General features: G+C 64.8%; 14 protein-coding genes and 1 tRNA gene. 7 read left to right on the forward strand and 8 right to left on the reverse strand.

Annotation, left to right across the window (positions count from 1 at the left end; genetic code table 11):
* Positions 1-102: 102 nt before the first annotated feature.
* The gene (locus tag LW136_RS21830; protein ID WP_234174179.1) at positions 103-1,728 is read right to left on the reverse strand and encodes an AMP-binding protein; all 1,626 of its coding nucleotides are present in this window, start codon (positions 1,726-1,728) and stop codon (positions 103-105) included.
* Positions 1,729-1,897: 169 nt separating this feature from the next.
* Here LW136_RS21830 and LW136_RS21835 point away from each other — a divergent pair, with 169 nt between their 5' ends.
* Positions 1,898-2,683: an IclR family transcriptional regulator gene (locus tag LW136_RS21835; protein ID WP_234174181.1), complete on the forward strand. Its 786-nt coding sequence runs from the start codon at positions 1,898-1,900 to the stop codon at positions 2,681-2,683.
* 3 nt (positions 2,684-2,686) lie between these two features.
* Here the strand turns inward: LW136_RS21835 and LW136_RS21840 are convergent, their stop codons facing one another.
* Positions 2,687-3,265, reverse strand: coding sequence for a TetR/AcrR family transcriptional regulator (locus tag LW136_RS21840; RefSeq protein WP_003284191.1), 579 nt, complete (start codon positions 3,263-3,265; stop codon positions 2,687-2,689).
* Between the two features lie 99 nt (positions 3,266-3,364).
* Here LW136_RS21840 and LW136_RS21845 point away from each other — a divergent pair, with 99 nt between their 5' ends.
* Together LW136_RS21845 and LW136_RS21850 are read left to right on the forward strand one after the other, a co-directional pair.
* Complete coding sequence (locus tag LW136_RS21845; RefSeq protein ID WP_234174182.1) at positions 3,365-4,249, forward strand: alpha/beta hydrolase family protein; 885 nt, start codon at positions 3,365-3,367, stop codon at positions 4,247-4,249.
* Between the two features lie 140 nt (positions 4,250-4,389).
* The gene (locus LW136_RS21850) at positions 4,390-5,748 is read left to right on the forward strand and encodes a spinster family MFS transporter (protein WP_125897999.1); all 1,359 of its coding nucleotides are present in this window, start codon (positions 4,390-4,392) and stop codon (positions 5,746-5,748) included.
* A gap of 357 nt (positions 5,749-6,105) precedes the next feature.
* Here LW136_RS21850 and LW136_RS21855 read toward each other — a convergent pair whose 3' ends face one another.
* The 5 genes from LW136_RS21855 to gabD form a co-directional block, all read right to left on the reverse strand.
* Positions 6,106-7,248, reverse strand: coding sequence for an acyl-CoA dehydrogenase family protein (locus LW136_RS21855; RefSeq protein WP_234174184.1), 1,143 nt, complete (start codon positions 7,246-7,248; stop codon positions 6,106-6,108).
* A 12-nt stretch (positions 7,249-7,260) separates the two neighbouring features.
* Entirely contained in the window at positions 7,261-8,457 is a 1,197-nt protein-coding gene (locus tag LW136_RS21860) for an acyl-CoA dehydrogenase family protein (protein ID WP_234174185.1), read from the reverse strand.
* Between the two features lie 43 nt (positions 8,458-8,500).
* The gene (locus LW136_RS21865) at positions 8,501-10,606 is read right to left on the reverse strand and encodes a 3-hydroxyacyl-CoA dehydrogenase NAD-binding domain-containing protein (protein ID WP_234174186.1); all 2,106 of its coding nucleotides are present in this window, start codon (positions 10,604-10,606) and stop codon (positions 8,501-8,503) included.
* Between the two features lie 234 nt (positions 10,607-10,840).
* A complete protein-coding gene (locus LW136_RS21870; protein WP_234174187.1) occupies positions 10,841-12,046 on the reverse strand; it encodes an HDOD domain-containing protein in 1,206 nt (401 codons plus the stop codon).
* A gap of 155 nt (positions 12,047-12,201) precedes the next feature.
* A complete protein-coding gene (gene gabD / locus LW136_RS21875) occupies positions 12,202-13,650 on the reverse strand; it encodes an NADP-dependent succinate-semialdehyde dehydrogenase (RefSeq protein WP_003282461.1) in 1,449 nt (482 codons plus the stop codon).
* A gap of 313 nt (positions 13,651-13,963) precedes the next feature.
* Here gabD and LW136_RS21880 point away from each other — a divergent pair, with 313 nt between their 5' ends.
* Positions 13,964-14,416, forward strand: coding sequence for a c-type cytochrome (locus LW136_RS21880; RefSeq protein ID WP_041015466.1), 453 nt, complete (start codon positions 13,964-13,966; stop codon positions 14,414-14,416).
* A gap of 37 nt (positions 14,417-14,453) precedes the next feature.
* Here LW136_RS21880 and LW136_RS21885 read toward each other — a convergent pair whose 3' ends face one another.
* Positions 14,454-15,149, reverse strand: coding sequence for a cytochrome b/b6 domain-containing protein (locus LW136_RS21885; protein ID WP_172602790.1), 696 nt, complete (start codon positions 15,147-15,149; stop codon positions 14,454-14,456).
* A 168-nt stretch (positions 15,150-15,317) separates the two neighbouring features.
* On the opposite strand from LW136_RS21885, the gene LW136_RS21890 reads away from it, so the two are divergent.
* The 3 genes from LW136_RS21890 to tagH all read left to right on the forward strand — a co-directional run bounded on the left by LW136_RS21890 (position 15,318) and on the right by tagH (position 17,092).
* A tRNA-Arg gene (locus tag LW136_RS21890) sits at positions 15,318-15,394 on the forward strand.
* A 346-nt stretch (positions 15,395-15,740) separates the two neighbouring features.
* Positions 15,741-15,875 (forward strand): hypothetical protein, encoded by a 135-nt coding sequence (locus tag LW136_RS21895; RefSeq protein WP_014822124.1) that lies wholly within the window; start codon positions 15,741-15,743, stop codon positions 15,873-15,875.
* 20 nt (positions 15,876-15,895) lie between these two features.
* Entirely contained in the window at positions 15,896-17,092 is a 1,197-nt protein-coding gene (gene tagH / locus LW136_RS21900) for a type VI secretion system-associated FHA domain protein TagH (protein WP_234174193.1), read from the forward strand.
* Positions 17,093-17,096 lie beyond the last annotated feature (4 nt).

The raw sequence follows: 17,096 nt of genomic DNA on the forward strand, positions 1-17,096 counted from the left end.
TTCCGCCCGACTGCCGTGCCTTCGAGAGTTGCTGCTCGATGCCGACCGGGGCCTGAGCACTGCAGCCCGTTCGTCAGCTCACCACCTATATATAGGTGGCAATCAACCTGCGCTACCCCGCGCCTCGTCGCGCAGCTGCCGACGCAGCAACTTGCCCACGGCTGTCTTCGGCAGCTCGTCGCGCAGCTCGAGATAGCTCGGCATCTTGTAGCCGGTGAGATACTGCCGGCAATGCTCGAGCAACGCCTGCTCGTCGGCCGCATCGTCCTTGAGGCTGACGAAGACCTTCACTGCCTCACCCTTGCGCGCATCCGGTACGCCGACCGCCACGCATTCACGCACGGATGGATGCTGCATCAGCACATCCTCGATCTCGTTGGGAAAGACGTTGAAGCCGGAGACCAGGATCATGTCCTTCTTGCGATCGACGATCTTCACGAAGCCGGCGGCATCCAGCAAGGCGATGTCGCCGGTCTTCAGCCATCCCTCGGGCGTGAGCACCTTGGCCGTCTCGTCCGGTCGCTGCCAGTAGCCCTGCATCACCTGCGGGCCGCGCAGCCATAGCTCGCCCGGCATTTCCGGCGTTACGTCGTTGCCCTCGTCATCCACGGTGCGCAGCTCGGTTTCGATCAGCGCCTGGCCGATGTAGCCCTCGCGGTAAGGGCTCAGCTGTGTACCGGTCGCCACAACAGGCGAGGCCTCGGTCAGGCCGAAACCTTCGCGGATCGGCGCCCCGGTCAGTGCCTGCCAGCGACGCCCGACTTCACTGTTGAGCGGCGCGCCGCCGGACGTCGCCCACTTCAGATGGGAGAAATCGATGCGGCGAAACTCCGGGTGATTCATCAGCCCGACGAACAGCGTGTTGATGCCGCTGAGCAGGCTGAACGGATAGCGCTGCATGGCACCGATGGTTTCGTCCAGATTGCGCCCGTCACGGATGAATACGGTGTGCAGGCCCATACCCACCGAACTCAGGCAGTTCGTGGCAAACGCCATGATGTGATACAGCGGCAGCGGCGCGATGCGCACGTCCTTTTCAGGCTCCAGCAGACCCGGCTTGTCGAACAGCTCGATGGTCTGCAGCACGTTGGCTAGCAGATTGCGGTGACTGAGCATCGCGCCCTTGGAAACGCCGGTCGTACCGCCGGTGTACTGCAACAACGCCAGCCGGTCGAGGCCTGCCTCGCGCTCCAGCGGCGGGCTTTCCGCCCCCAGCCGCAGGGCCTGCATGAAGCGCTGCGTTCCCGCCTCACTGCCTTCGTGAATCGGCCTCTGCAGATCATCGATGCTGGTGAGCATGACGTGCTCTAGCTCGGTGTCCGCCTGCACCGCGCGTACCAGCGGAAGCAGCCGATCGAGCACAAGGATCGCCCTGGCGCCGGAATCGCGGAACTGATGGCGGGCTTCGGCGGCCGTGTACTGCGGATTGGTATTGACGATCACCAGCCCGGCCTTGAGTGCGCCAAACACGGCGATGGGATATTGCAACGAATTGGGCAGCTGCAGCGCCAGCCGGTCACCGGGTTGCAGCCCGGCGTGATGCCGCAGGTAGCGCGCGAACGCGTCGGCAAGACTGCCCAGCTCGGCGTAGGTGAGCTGGTCGTCGCCACAGGAAAATGCCGCGCGCTGCGGATGCTTCGCGCAGGCCTGAGCCAGCAGGTCATGGACGTTCTGGTAGCCGCCACGGGCGAGTTCGGTAGCCACGTAGCCTTGCACGGAAGCGGACATCGACATTCTCCAAAATGAATTATTGTTTTACTGTGCGAAACTGGATGTCGAATCCGATAGTAGTAGATCGCTTTTTCCGTCGCAATGATCGCCAATGGCCGCACTGCCCGGCGTCGGGCGATCTGCTATCGTTCGCCACCGCTGCCCACTAGCCAGACAGACCGAGACCATGAGCGACGACATCGAAGACACCGGCACTCCCAAGGATCGCAAGTTCGTCGAGGCCCTCGCCCGCGGGCTGGACGTGCTGCGTGCCTTCACCCATGGCTCGGTGGTGATGGGTAATCAGGACATCGCACGCATCACCGGGCTGCCAAAGCCCACCGTGTCGCGCATGACCTACACGCTGACCAAGCTCGGCTACCTCAGCTATTCGCAGCAGCTGGAGAAGTACCAACTCGACTCCGGTGTGCTGGCGCTCGGCTACGCCTACGTTTCCAACCTGCGCGTGCGCCAGCTGGCCAAGCCGTACATGGACGAGTTCGCCCGCCGCACCAACACCACCGTGGGCCTGACCTGCCGCGACCGGCTGTCGATGATCTACGTGGAGAATTGCCGCCCGGCCGAGGTCACCACCCTGCGCATGGACGCCGGCGTGCGTCTGCCGCTGGCCACCACCGCCGCTGGCCGCGCCTTTCTCGCCGCCACCCCGGAGAAGGAACGCGAGCATCTGATGGCCGCTCTGGCCAGCAAGTACGGTGATGACTGGGCCGCCATCGAGGCTTCGCTGCACGCCTCGTTCGAGGATTTCGTGCAGCACGGCTTCTGCCTGTCGCTCGGCGACTGGGACCGCAACGTGATGGCCGCCGGTGTGCCGCTGCACCTGGCCGATGGCAGCATCATGGCGCTGACCTGCGGCGCGCCGTCATTCCAGCTCAGCGAGGAAACCCTGAAGAACTCGCTGGCCCACCAGCTGGAAATGCTCGCCCGCGATATCGAAAGCCTCGGCGTCTGACCGTCAGGCCCTGACGCTGGCCCAGGCGATGTCCGCGAGCAGCTCGCGGCAGTCGGCCAGCGCGGTGCGGGAACGGCCCGCCAGCCAGTTACGCGCCATGTCATGGCAGGGCCCGATCACCACCGCGAGAAAGCAGTCGCCGGGCATCCGCCGAAAGGCTCCGCTTTCCCGATGGCGCCGCAGAATCGCTCCGACCCGCTCACCGTGGGCGCGATTGACCTCGCGCAGCCGTTCGCCCATCTCCCCGGCCTCGACCCGCCCACGGTTGTGCAGAACGAAGCGCGCCCAATCCGGGTTCGCCACCACCCAGTCGATGTAGCTGGTGACGAACAGCCGGACGCAGGCCTCGGCATCGAGCGTCTCGATCAGTCCGGCTTCCAGCAGCGCGGCGTACTCGCCGATGCCTTCCAGATACAGCGCAGCGATGATCCGCTCACGATTGCCGAAGTGGTGATAGAGGCTGCCAATGCTGGCGCCGGAACGATCACGAATCATCTCGATGGTGGTCGCCTCCACACCGAACTCGGTGAAACAGGCGAGTGCGGCCTGAAGGATTTCCTGCTTGCGGCTACTACGGGCCATCCGGCCTCCAAACTGACTAGAATATTTTTCTAGAATTATCTTCTACCCTTCGTATACTGCACCGATCGCAGCATTCGCAGAAGCGCGGAGAACAACAAGATGGCGACGATACAGGTTGAAGAACGCTCCATCGACAACGGCAACGGCCATGTCCTGTCCAGCTACTGGTATCAGCCGAGCAGCGCGCCAGGCGGCGTCGTGCTGATCGCGCCGGCGATGGGCGTGCCGCAGCGCTTCTACACCGACTTTGCCAATTGGCTGGCCGGCCAGGGCTATTTGGCGGTGACCTTCGATTACCTGGGCATGGGTCGCTCGCGGCGGGTGCCGCTCCGCCAGTTGAACGTCGACATCCTCGACTGGGCGCGCCACGACTGCAGCGCGGTGCTCGCCGCGGCGGCCGAGGTTGCCGGTGAGCTGCCGCTGTACTGGATCGGCCACAGTGTCGGCGCGCAGATCCTGCCGCTGGTCAAAGGCCATGAGCGCCTGACCCGCATCGTCACCATTGCCGCCGGCAGCGGCTACTGGCGCGAGAACAGCCCGCAGATCCGCAACAAGGCCTGGCTGCTCTGGCATGGTCTGGCGCCCGTGCTGACCGCCGTGGCCGGCTACTTCCCGGGCGGTCGCATCGGAGCGGTCGGCGACCTGCCCGCCGGGGTGATTCGCCAGTGGCGGCGCTGGTGCCTGCATCCGGACTACCTGGTCGGTGTCGAGGGCGAGCCCATGCGCCAGGCCTTCGCAGCCGTGCGCACGCCCCTGACCTCGCTGTCCTTCAGCGACGACGAAATGATGTCGGCGCGCAACACCGAATCCCTGCATGGCTTCTACAGCTCGGCACCGAAAACCATGCAGCGCATCGCGCCCGCAGAAATCGGCGCCACGCGGATCGGCCACTTCGGCTTCTTCCGTCGCGGCTTCGCCGACAACCTGTGGACGCCGCGCTTGTTGCCGGAGCTGATGCCGAGCCAGCAACAAACGATGGCGTGACTCCTAACTATCGGTTTCGCAGAGCGGAACACTGCTAGCATATTTCGAAACATATGCGAGGGTTATTCCGCTTGCCGGATCGGCGATCTCCGACAAAAGTGAGGATGGGCTGCAGCCCCTCTCGCTAATCGGAGCTTGCCATGCACAACAACAATAACGGCTACCCCTCGCAAACCCGCGCCTGGGTCACGGTCGCCATCCTCATGCTCGCCTACGTGCTGTCCTTCGTCGATCGGCAGATCCTCAACCTGCTGGTCGAGCCGATCCGCCGCGACCTGGACATCACCGACACCCACATGAGCCTGCTGATGGGCTTCTCCTTCGCGGTGTTCTACACCATCTGCGGCGTGCCCATCGGACGCCTGGCCGACCGCAAGAGCCGCCGCGGCATCATCGCCATCGGCGTGCTGGTGTGGAGCCTGATGACCGCCCTGTGCGGCACCGCGCGGACCTTCTGGCAGTTTCTCGTGTTCCGCATCGGCGTCGGTGTCGGCGAGGCGGCGCTGTCGCCCTCGGCCTATTCGCTGATCGCCGACAGCTTCCCGCCCAAGCTGCGCGGCACCGCCATGAGCGTCTATTCGATGGGCATCTACATCGGCTCCGGTCTGGCCTTTCTGCTCGGCGGGCTGGTGGTCAAGTTCGCCTCGGCGCAAGGTGATGTGGAGTTACCGGTGCTCGGCATGGTCCGACCCTGGCAGCTGATTTTCCTCGTGCTCGGTGCAGCCGGCGTGCTTTTCACCGCCGTGCTCTTGCTGATCCGCGAGCCGTCGCGCAAGGGCGTCGGCGCCGGCGTCGAGGTCCCACTCAGCGAGGTGGCGGGCTACATCCGCCAGAACCGCCGCACCGTGCTCTGCCACAACTTCGGCTTCGCCTGCCTGGCGTTCGCCGCCTATGGCAGTTCGGCGTGGATTCCGACGTTTTTCATCCGCACCTACGGCTGGTCGGCCAGCGACGTCGGCGTGCTCTACGGCTCGGTGGTGGCAGTGGCCGGCTCGATCGGCATCATCGCCGGCGGGCGGCTGTCGGACCTGCTGCACCGCCGCGGTTATCGCGACGCACCGCTGCGTGTCGGCATCATCTCCGCCGCGCTGACCCTGCCGCTCAATCTCGCCTACATGGCCGGCACCGGCGAACTGGCGCTGGCGCTGATCGCCCTGCACGTCTTCACCATCGCCATGCCCTTCGGCGTCGGTCCGGCGGCGATTCAGGAAATCATGCCCAATTCCATGCGTGGCCAGGCGTCGGCGGTGTACCTGTTCGTCATCACCATGGTCGGCCTGGGCATCGGCCCGACCGCTGTGGCGCTGGGCACCGATTTCGTCTTCGGCGACGACAACGCCCTGCGCTACTCGCTGCTGATCGTCACCGGCGTTGCGCTGGTCGGCGCGATAGTCCTGCTCGGCATGGGGCTCAAGCATTACCGCGGCAGCCTGGATCGCTTGCAGGAGTGGAAGCCGCAAGGTGTAGCGCCAGCCGAGGCAGAGGCGAAACCGGCCTGATCGGACGCGGGACGTCAGGCGTAGGGTGGATCACGCTTTACCGATCCACCGATCCACGGGTACCGACCCACCCGCGTGGATGTGAAATGCGACATCCACCCTATAAACCCGAACCGACAGCATAGGGTGGATCACGCTCCTCCGATCCACCGCCCCACCCAGCCACCGTGCCGACCCGCCGCGTGTGGGGAAGCGCGCCAACCGCCCTACCGGACTGTTCGCGTACCCGGCTTAGCACCGGAGCCAAGGAACGTCGCGGATAAATCCGCTCCCACAGCACAATCACCGCAACAGTATCCACCGCCCACAAAAAACCCGCTCCTGAGAGCGGGCTCTTTATGTCTCGCGATCAACCGATCACGCCACCTGCATCAGCTTCGCATAAGCCTTCAAATGATGATCATCGTCACCGAACTGGTGGGCGATCATCACCAGGCGCTTGGCGTGGTGGGCGAGGTTGTATTCCCAGGTCATGCCGATGCCGCCGTGTAGCTGGATGGCTTCCTCGGCCACCTTGCGCGCGGCGCGGGCGCAGATGTACTTGGCGGCAGCGATGATGCGGCTGCGCTCGTCGGTGTCTTCGCCATCGGCAAAGGTCGCGGCGAGGATCGCCATGCTGGTGGCCTGCTCCAGCTCGGTCTGCATGTCCACCATGCGGTGCTGCAGCACCTGGAACTTGCCGATCGGCACGCCGAACTGCTTGCGCGTCTTCAGATAGTCGAGGGTCAGCTTGCAGGCTTCGTCCATGCTGCCGAGTGCATCGGCGCACTGCGCGGCGATGGCACGGCCCTGTTGGTAGCGCAGCGCCGGTAATGCATTACCAACCTCGCCAAGCACGGCGTCAGCACCGACCTGCACGTTGTCGAGGAACAGCTCGCAACCCTTGCGCCCGTCGATGGTCGGGTAGACCCGGCGGCTCACGCCCGGAGCATTCGGATCGACCAGGAACAGGCTGATGCCGGCTTCGTCGCGACTGTCGCCGACGGTGCGCGCGGAGACGATGATCTGCCCGGCGCTGTGTCCACCGATGACAACTGCCTTACGGCCGGACAAGCGATACCCGCCGTCGACCGCCTCGGCTTTGGTCTGTACATCGTGGAGGTTGTAGTGGCTCTGCGGCTCGTCGAAGGCCACCGCCAGCTGCAGCGAACCAGCAGCAACCTGCGGCAGCAAGTCCGCTATCTGCGCATCGCTGCCCAGCTGATTGAGCAATCCGCCGCCGAAGATCACAGACTGCAGGTAGGGCTCAAGCGTCAGGCCGCGACCCAGTTCGGTCATGACCAGCATGGTTTCCACGCCGCCGCCGCCAAAGCCGCCGATCTCTTCGGCGAACGGTACGGCGGTCAGGCCCAGTTCGCCCAGCTGGCCCCAGAACTCGGCAGAAAAGCCCAGTTCCGACTCGCTGAATTTCTCGCGCTGCTCGAACGGGTAGGCGTCGCGCACCAGGCGCGCCGCGGTGTCTTGCAGCATTTGCTGCTCTTCAGTCAGTTTGAAGTCCATTGCGGTGCCCCCTTACAGCTCGAGAATCATCTTCGAGACGATGTTCTTCTGGATTTCGTTGGAGCCGCCGAAGATCGACAGCTTGCGCATGTTGAAGTAGTCGCCTGCCAGCGACGCGCTGTAGTCGGCATGCAGCAGCTCGCCGTCATAGTCCAGCTGCAGCTCTTCTTCGAGGAACGGCAGCGCGTACGGCCCGATAACCTTGCGCAACAGGTGAGTGATCGCCTGGCGAATCTCGGTGCCCTTGACCTTGAGAATCGACGACTCGGCACCGGGCACGCCGCCTTCCTTCGCCGCGGCGAGGATGCGCAGGGTGCTCATCTCGATGGCCATCAGCTGCATCTCGACCTCCGCGACCTGAGCGCGGAACAGCGGGTCTTCAAGCATCGGCTTGCCGTCGCAAACTTCCTTCATCGCGATGCGCTTCAGATGCGCCAACACCGCCTTCGAAGAGCCGATGCCGGCCAGGCCCGTGCGCTCGTGGGTCAGCAGGTACTTGGCGCAGGTCCAGCCCTGGTTTTCCTCGCCGACGAGGTTCTCCACCGGCACGCGGACGTTGTCGAAGAAGACTTCGTTGACCTCGTGGTCGCCGTCCAGAGTGATGATCGGCCGCACGCTGATACCCGGGCTTTTCATGTCGATCAGGAGAAAGCTGATCCCGCGCTGCTGCTGCGCCTCGGGATCGGTGCGCACCAGGCAGAAGATCATGTTGGCGTGCTGGCCGAGGGTGGTCCAGGTCTTCTGGCCGTTGACCACGTAGTGGTCGCCGTCGCGCACGGCGCGGGTCTTCAGGCTGGCCAGGTCGGAGCCGGCACCAGGCTCGGAATAGCCCTGGCACCACCAGTCCTCACCGGAGAGGATGCGCGGCAGGTAATGGTCGATCTGCTGCTGGCTGCCGAACTTGATGATCACCGGGGCGACCATGTTGACGCCAAAGGGCACGGTACGCGGCGCGCCGAAGGCCGAGCACTCCTCGTCGAAGATGTGCTTTTCCACCGGGCCCCAGGTGGTGCCGCCCAGCTCCACCGGCCAGCCCGGCGCATACCAGCCTCGCTTGACCAGGATCTGCTGCCAGCGCTCGTGATCCGCTTTGGACATGTGCTTGCCGAGCTTGACCTTGGCGGCGATGTCCGCCGGCAGCTCGCTTTTCAGGAAGGCGCGCACTTCATCGCGAAAGGCGAGCTCTTCGGCCGTGTAGTTGACGTTCATGGGAAAGTCCTCATGGTGCGTTCGGATTGCAGGCGGGTCGCGTTCATTGCCCGGCCTGCCATTCGGTGAAGGTGCGGCCTTCGGCGGCCAGTTTTTCCAGCAGTGGCGCCGGCTTCCACCAGTCGCCGCAACGTGCGTGCAGTTCCTTGACCCGCGCCAGCACGGTGTCCAGGCCAACGCGGTCGGCATAGAACATCGGCCCGCCGCGGAACGCCGGGAAGCCGTAGCCGTTGAGGTAGATGACGTCGATATCACTGGAGCGCTGGGCAATGCCCTCTTCAAGGATCTTCGCGCCCTCGTTGACCAGCGCGAAGATGCAGCGCTCGACGATGTACTGCTCGTCCAGCGCCTTTCGCTCGATGCCTTTCTCCTGCGACGCTGCCTCCAGCATAGGCGCGAGGTCGGGGTTTTCCTGCGGGGTGCGGTTGCCCGGCTCGTAGCGGTAATAGCCGGCGCCGGTCTTCTGCCCGAGCATGCCAGCGGCGCAGAGCTTGTCGGAGACGGTGGGGAAATCCAGGTGCGCCGGCAGCGTCGCGCGCTGGCGCTTGCGGATCGCCTGGCCGATGTCCAGGCCCGACAGATCGCGCATGGCGAACGGCCCCATGGCCATGCCGAAATTGCGCAGCGCGCCATCGACCTGTCCTGGCGTGGCGCCTTCCTCCAGCAAGAACTCCGCCTCACGGCCGTACTGGAAGACCATGCGGTTGCCGACAAAGCCGTCACACACGCCCACTACCACCGAGACCTTCTTCAGCTGTTTGCCGATAGCCATGGCGGTGGCCAGCACTTCATTGCTGGTCTTCTCGCCGCGCACCACTTCCAGCAGGCGCATGACGTTGGCCGGGCTGAAGAAATGCAGGCCGACCACGTCCTCGGGGCGCTTGGTGAAGGCGGCGATGGCATCCAGATCCAGCGATGAAGTATTCGAAGCGAGAACCGCGCCGGGCTTGCAGACGGCATCCAGCTGTTCGAACACCTGCTGCTTGACGCCCATTTCCTCGAACACCGCCTCGACCACCACATCGGCATCGGCCAGCGCGGCGTACTCGGTGACGCCTTCGACCAGCGCGAGGCGCTTCTCCATCGCCTCCTCGGTCAGGCTGCCGCGCTTGACGCTGGCTGCATAGGTATCCCGGGCACGCTGCAAACCGCGCTGCAGGGCTTCACTATTGATTTCGAGGAGCTTCACCGGAACCCCAGCATTGGCGAAGCTCAGCGCGATGCCGACACCCATGGTGCCGCCACCGATCACCGCGGCGGTCTTGATCGTGCGCGGTTTCACGTCGGATGGCAGATCATTGATCTTGCCAGCCTGGCGTTCTGAGAAGAATGAATGGACCAAGGCACCACGCTGCGGCGAGTTCAGGCACTCGGCGAAGAGTTCGCGCTCACGCTTGAGGCCCTCGGTCAGCGGCAGCTGTGTCGCGGCTTCAACCGCCGCAATGCAGCGCAGCGGCGAGAACAGTCCGGGCATGCGCTTGGCGACTTCTGCGTGCTTGGCGCGGATCAGCGCCTCGTTGTCGACCCCTTCGAGGCCATGGGTCTGTTCACCCGTGCGGTGCGGGCCGCGGCCTTCGTCTACCAGCCGACGCGCATAAGCCAGGCCGGCCTCGCGCAGATCACCCTCGAACAGATCGTCGACGATGTGGTGCTCGACCGCCTCCGTCACACCGATGGGTGAGCCACTGACAATCATGTCCAGCGCCTTCTCAACCCCTGCCAGACGCGGCAAGCGCTGGGTACCACCGGCACCGGGTAACAGACCCAGCTTCACTTCGGGCAGGCCGACCTTGGCGTCCTTGCGGGCGATCCGGTAATGACAGCCCAGCGCGACTTCCAGCCCCCCACCGAGCGCGGTGCCATGAATGACGGCGACGCTCGGCTTGCTGCAGCCTTCGATAGCTTCGATCACCTCCGGCAGGCTCGGCGCTTGCGGCGGCTTGCCGAATTCCTTGATGTCAGCGCCGGCAATAAAGGTAGTGCCCTCGCAGACCAGCGCCACGGCACGGAGCTGCTGGTCCGCTTCGGCCTGCTGAAAGGCCTTCAGCAGGCCTTCACGCACTGCCTGGCCAAGGGCGTTAACCGGTGGGTTGTTGACCGTGATCAGCGCGATCTCGCCCTGAATTTCGAGCCGTACGACGTCTGTCATGACTGGCCTCCGCTGTGTGAAAAGCTAATTGGAATTGTAATTTCACGGAATCATGTTTCGCACAGCAGAATAAAGGAGTCACGTTACGCATGTCGATAGGCCGGCATTGCCCAGCAATCAGGCGGGGCAAAGGCGCGTAATGCGCGTCAGCGCTTGATATTGCCGGCAGCCGGACCGGCGTCGGACAGCACTATCAGTCAGAGGAATGTCGCCGCCAAAGTGGGCGCGGCGGTTTCAGCCGGAAACGGCATGCCGCGGGGCGCGAGCGAGCAGGTCGGGGTCGATACGCAGCAAACGCACCGTCCGCTCGCCGGAAAGGGAGGCGGGCTCGCCGCCTTCCGGCAGATCGATCAGCAGCCGCGTCAGGTTGAGCACCAGCGCTTCGCGGCTGAGTGCGCCGGCGCCCAGGGCGTAGTAGGCCGCGATCACCTGGCGCAACTCCAGCGGCAGCGCCCATTGCGCGCGCAACGCCGAGCCAAAGCCTGCGGCCCGTTCCCGCAGGCAGCGCTGAAGACTCGACTCATCCAGCTCGCCGCCACTGTCGAGCCAGTCCTGCAGGCTGCGTAAAAGCGCCAGTTCACCGATGTTCCTCAGCAGGCCGGCGCTGAAGCAGAGCTCTCTGTCCAGCTTCAGCTGCCGCGCCAACCAGCTGGCCAGGCGTGCGGTGCGCAGCGCCTGCGCGCCAAGCTGCGCACCCAGTTCGGCCAGACGTGGCTCGATCAGCCGGGCGTTGTGCTGCAGCGCCAGCTCGGTCACCAGCTGGAGACTGCGCGCAGCGCCGAGTCGGCGCTGTGCCTCGCCCAGGCTGAGGCATGGTGCGGCCTGTTGCGTACCGCTGCTGGCGACGCTGATCAGCCGCGCGGTCACCTGCGGGTCGCGGGCCAACAGCTCTTCGAGCTCGGCGAAATCCTGATCACCGCTCTGCAGACGCTGCAGTGCCACCAGCACCCCCTCCTGCAGCGGCGCGCCGCGGTTATGCGGGCGCATGCGCTCGAGAAAACCGTCCACGCTGTCTGTCGATGCGGGCGTCGTTATCCCTGCACGACCGGCCGAACGCGGCAACAGTTTGTCCAGGCGCTGGCGCAGGTCGTCGAGATCATAGGGTTTGCCCAGGTAGGCGGCGGGTGCCAGCGGCAGCACGGTGCGTACGCTGGCGGTATCGGTGCGCGCGCTGATCAGCACGCAGGGCAGGCGCTGGGTCGGACCGTGGCGACGCAGTTCGCGCAGCAGTTGGCGGCCATCAAGGCCATCCAGCTCACCATCGACAATCAACAGGCTGGGCACCTGACGCTTGCACAGTTCCAGCGCGGCATGCCCATCGGCCGCTGGCTGCACGCGCATACCGGGGCGCAGTTCGCGCACCAGCTGACAAAGCTGATCCGCGCGCCAGGGCTCGTTGTAGGCAACCAGAACGAATGAAACTTGGGCGGAGATGCTCACTGCACTGCTCGCTGGAGATGTCACCACAGCCTAGCGACGGTGTAGGTAGATGGCGAAAGATCCTTGAGAGGGATCGCGCCAGTGGGGGCGCGATTCTGCACGGACCTATAGCAAACAGCCAGCCTCGGCCCCTGAGGCCAGCTGTCGCAGGTGGCTCAGATGCCCATGCAGAGATACTTGATCTCCAGGTAATCCTCGATGCCGTACTTCGAGCCCTCGCGGCCGAGACCGGAGGACTTCACGCCGCCGAACGGCGCCACTTCGGTAGAGATCAGTCCGGTATTGATGCCGACCATGCCGTACTCCAGCGCCTCGGCGACGCGGAACACCCGGCCCAGATCGCGCGCGTAGAAGTAGGAGGCCAGGCCGAACTCGGTGTCGTTGGCCTTGGCGATCGCATCGGCCTCGTCCTTGAAGCGGAACAGCGGCGCCAACGGGCCGAAGGTCTCTTCCTTGGCCACCTTGGCGCTGTCCGGCACGTCGACCAGCACGGTCGGCTCGAAATAGCTGCCGCCAAGCGCATGGGCCTGGCCGCCCGCCACCAGTCGCGCGCCCTGGGCGACGGCATCCTCGATATGCTCGCGGACTTTGGCGGCAGCGCGATCGTCGATCAGCGGGCCGAGATCCGTGCCCTCCTCCAGGCCATTACCGACCCGCAGCCTGGCCACCGCCGCCTGAAACTTCTCGGCGAAGGCGTCATACACGCCATCCTGCACATAGATGCGATTGACGCAGACACAGGTCTGCCCGGCATTGCGGTACTTGGACTGCACGGCACCCTTCACCGCCTCGTCCAGATCGGCGTCGTCGAAGACGATGAACGGCGCATTGCCACCGAGCTCCAGCGAGACCTTCTTGATCCCCGGCGCGCACTGCTCCATCAGCTTGGCACCCACTTCGGTGGAGCCGGTGAACGAAATCTTGCGGACCTTGGGGTTGGCGGTCAGCTCGTTGCCGATGTCGCCGGCCGAGCCGGTCACGACGCTGAGCACGCCCTTGGGAATCCCGGCGCGTTCGGCCAGCTCGACCATCGCCAGTGCCGAGAACGGCGTCTGCGAAGCGGGTTTGATCACCATGGTGCAGCCAGCTGCGAGTGCCGGGCCGGCCTTGCGGGTGATCATCGCTGCCGGGAAATTCCACGGGGTGATCGCCGCGGTCACGCCGATCGGCTGCTTGATGACGATGATGCGTTTGTCTTTCTGATGGCCGGGAATGGTATCGCCGTAGATGCGCTTGGCTTCCTCGGCGAACCACTCGATGAAGGAGGCGGCGTAGGCGATCTCGCCCTTGGCCTCGGCCAGCGGCTTGCCCTGCTCCAGGGTCATCAGGCGGCCAAGGTCGTCCTGGTTCTCCATCAAAAGCTCGAACCAGCGGCGCAGCTTCTGCGAACGCTCCTTGGCGGTCAGATCACGCCAGGCCGGCAACGCACGCTCGGCGGCATCGACGGCGCGACGGGTTTCCGCGGCGCCCATCTTCGGCACCGTGCCAAGCGTTTCGCCGGTGGCCGGGTTGTTCACGCTGATGGTCTGGCCGCTGTCGGCATCGACCCAGGCGCCATCGATATAGGCCTGCTGACGGAACAGAGCGGTGTCTTTGAGTTGCATGGCAGTCTCCTCGGGCATCGTAGCGGCAGGCCCGCTGCGGAAAGTTTGGCTGATACGACGATCATCTGAACCGTCCTTCGCCGCCCGGTTCCTGTCGCCGCATTGCACTGCGAACGGCCATGCTAGGACCGCAGCCACTGGCCCGGCAAGCTCATGACGCATGACGTTGTCGCGCCATTGACCAGCCTGATACATCGCACGGCCTGTCACGACTTGTTACCCAAACCCTACTACTGGCCGGGGTATAGTTGCGCGCGAGCGGCCTCGGCCGCCGATAACCAAGGATCGATAAGGAGTTACCGTGAAATCATTGATGACAGGCGCCGTGGCCGCCGCCCTGCTGGCCAGCACTGCCGTCCAGGCGCAGATGAAGCCGGAAGAGATGGTCGAAACCCGCCAGGCCGGCTACCAGTTCATGTCCTGGAACATGGGCAAGATCAAGGCCCAGGTGGTCGACGGTAAGGAGCCCTACGACCAGGCCAAGGTCGCCGCCGCCGCCAATGCCATCGCCGCCATCGCCAATTCCGGCATGGGCAGCCTGTACAGCCCGGATACCACCACCGAGCAACTGGGCAAGGCCACCCGCCTGAAGCCTGAGTTCTTCCAGAACCTCGACGAAGCCGGGCAGATCGGCCGCAAGTTCACCGCCGCCGCCAACCAGCTCGCCAAGGTTGCAGCGGAAGGTGATCAGGCCGCCATTAAGAAAGCCTTTGGCGATGTCGGCGGCAGCTGCAAGTCCTGCCACGACAAGTTCCGCGCCGACTGACCCGGCGCAGCCAGCCGATACCTGCCAGTCGGCTGGCTTACCAGTCCAGGCTCGGTGCGACCGCGGCGGGTTCCGGCTCCAGCCAATCCCCTACCGCTTGCACACCCCATACGCAGGCCGCACCCAGCGCAATCGCCAGCACCGCCGCAAACAGCGAACCACCGCGGGCATCCTGCTGGGTCGGGTGCTCGCGCTGCGTTCTTCCTGCAATCATCGCGCGCACCAGCGGACGGCGCATCACCAGCGTGTAATAGATGATGGCCCCGATGTGCATGCCGATCAGCACCAGCAGCAGCCACTTTGCCTGCCGATGCAGGCCGCTCAGCGCGCTGCCGGTTTCGCTGCTGACCAACGCATAAAGCGGGCCCTGGAAGGCAATGTCATCGGTTGCCATCAAGCCGCTGGTCACCTGAAAGCTCACCAGCAGCAGCATGGCCAGCACCGAAAAAGCACCGAGCGGGTTGTGCCCGGCCTCGCGCCAGTTGCCCTGCAAATAGTCCTTCACACCGACGGTTGCCGCGAAGATCCGCGACCAGCGTGCGTAGGTCGACCCGACGAAGCCCCACACCAGACGAAATACCAGCAGCCCCAGCACCAGCAGACCGAGCCGGCCATGCCAGGGCATCAGATTGCCGCCCACCCAGCCGGTGACGACGGCCGCGATCACCGTCCCGGCGAACAACCAGTGAAACAGCCGCAGCGGCGCATCCCAGAGTTTGATATGGCCCGACATCTCCATCCCCTCGCCATTCGAACAACCACGACCCCCGGCCGCGACACGCAAGGGTACCAGCCGGACCAGCCTCGGGCAGCTGCGAAAAAACCGCACCTGGACCGTATCCGTCCGGCCGCACCAGCATGGACGCCCGTCAACGACATGCGTATGATTGCGCCCCGCAACGCATCCGTAGCTCAGCTGGATAGAGTACTGCCCTCCGAAGGCAGGGGTCGTGGGTTCGAATCCCGCCGGATGCGCCATATAGATAGTCGTTTCGAGTCCCGCTCGAAACGCTCCGACAAAGCCCGCTCACTGCGGGCTTTGTCGTTTCTGCGCACCATCTTCAGACCGTTGCCCTTGATCGGCCAAAAGCCAACACAGGCAAGTGCAGGCCGCCCTGCCTGCATCGGGATGCTGATGCAAGGGAAACCTGCCATGCGGCGCCATCGGCCTGCGCCAACCTGACCTCACGCTCGTTTTAGACGCATCCAACGGGTGTTCTGTGAACCCGATCACCGAGCCTGCAGGACAACTGAACTTCAATGCGCCGACCAGGTCGCGCCATGCGCACCTTGCCCCCACACACGACTTCAAGGAGGAAATCGCGTGCCCGTGCGCTATTACGCCCTCGTTTCGCTCTTCGCCGCGGCCCTGCTCACCGGCTGCACCGGCAACTACAAATTCAACGATGACCAATATCGTCCGCTGGGCGACCCGCAGGCTTTGAATCGCGGCCAGTGACCGCAAGGAGCGACACGACCATGGAACTGGTCTTCGATATGGTGGGTGCCCAGCAATTCGTGCCCGGGCTGCTGACCACCAAAACCTTCAAGCAGGCCGGCGGCGTGATCGGCCGGGCCGAAGGTTGCGACTGGGTGATCCCCGATCGCAAGCGTGTACTTTCCGGGCGCCACGCGGTGGTCAGCTATCGCGACGGCGCGTTCTTTCTCACTGACACCAGCAGCAACGGCATCCAGCTCAAGGACAGTGGCGCCAGCCTGGTCAAGGGCCAGCCGCAGCGCATCGAGCATGGCAGCGTCTACTGCCTGGGCGACTTCGAGATCCGCGCCCGGCTGATTCAGGACCCGGCGCTGTTCGAAGGCGACATCGGCCGCCCGCAGCCGGCCGGCAGCATCATCCCCGACGACGCTTTTCTCGACCTCGATCCGCTGGTTGCCATGGATCAGCAGGAGCGCGTCTATGCCGAGGTAGACGACCTCGACCTCGCCCTGGTAGCGCCACAGCGCCAGGCGCAGCAGCGCGACTACGCGCGCATCGACATGGAAAGCCTGCCGTTGCCGGAGCTGGTCATGCCTCAGGCAGCGCCGGAAGCCAAGCGCGAAGCCGAGCCCGAACGACAGCCGCAGGGATTCTGGGCGCGTTTCGGCGAGGCGCTGGGCATCGATCTTGACGATCTCGATGAGGACCAGCGCCAGGCCCTGGCACTGACTGCCGCTCGCCTGCTCAAGCAGAGCGTCGGCGGCCTGCAGCAGAGCCTACGCACCCGCAGCGAGCTGAAGAACGAGTTGCGCCTGGCGTTGACCACTGTGCAGAGCGCCGGCAACAACCCACTCAAGCACAGTGCCGATACGGGTGAGGCCGTGAGCGCCCTGCTGCGCGGTGGCAAGCCCGGCCAGCTCTCGGCCGAACAGGCCATCGGACGCGCCTTCCGCGACCTGCAGGCGCATCAGGTGGCACTGCTGGCGGCCAGCCGCGCCGCCGTTCACGCCATGTTCGAACAGCTGGCGCCGGAGCAGCTGGCACTGCGTTTCGAACGCGAGGGCCGCAAGCCGCTGATCGCCACCGCCGGCAGTCGCTGGCGCGCCTACCGCCGGTTGCATCACAGCCTCGGCCAGGACGCCGACTGGAGCGAACGGCTGTTCGCCCGCGACTTCGCCAAGACCTATGAGGAGCAGGTGCGCCTGATCGCCACGCTCGATTCAACCCATCAAGGATGATCCC

The organism is Stutzerimonas kunmingensis (assembly GCF_021432085.1).
Classification (GTDB): Bacteria; Pseudomonadota; Gammaproteobacteria; order Pseudomonadales; family Pseudomonadaceae; genus Stutzerimonas.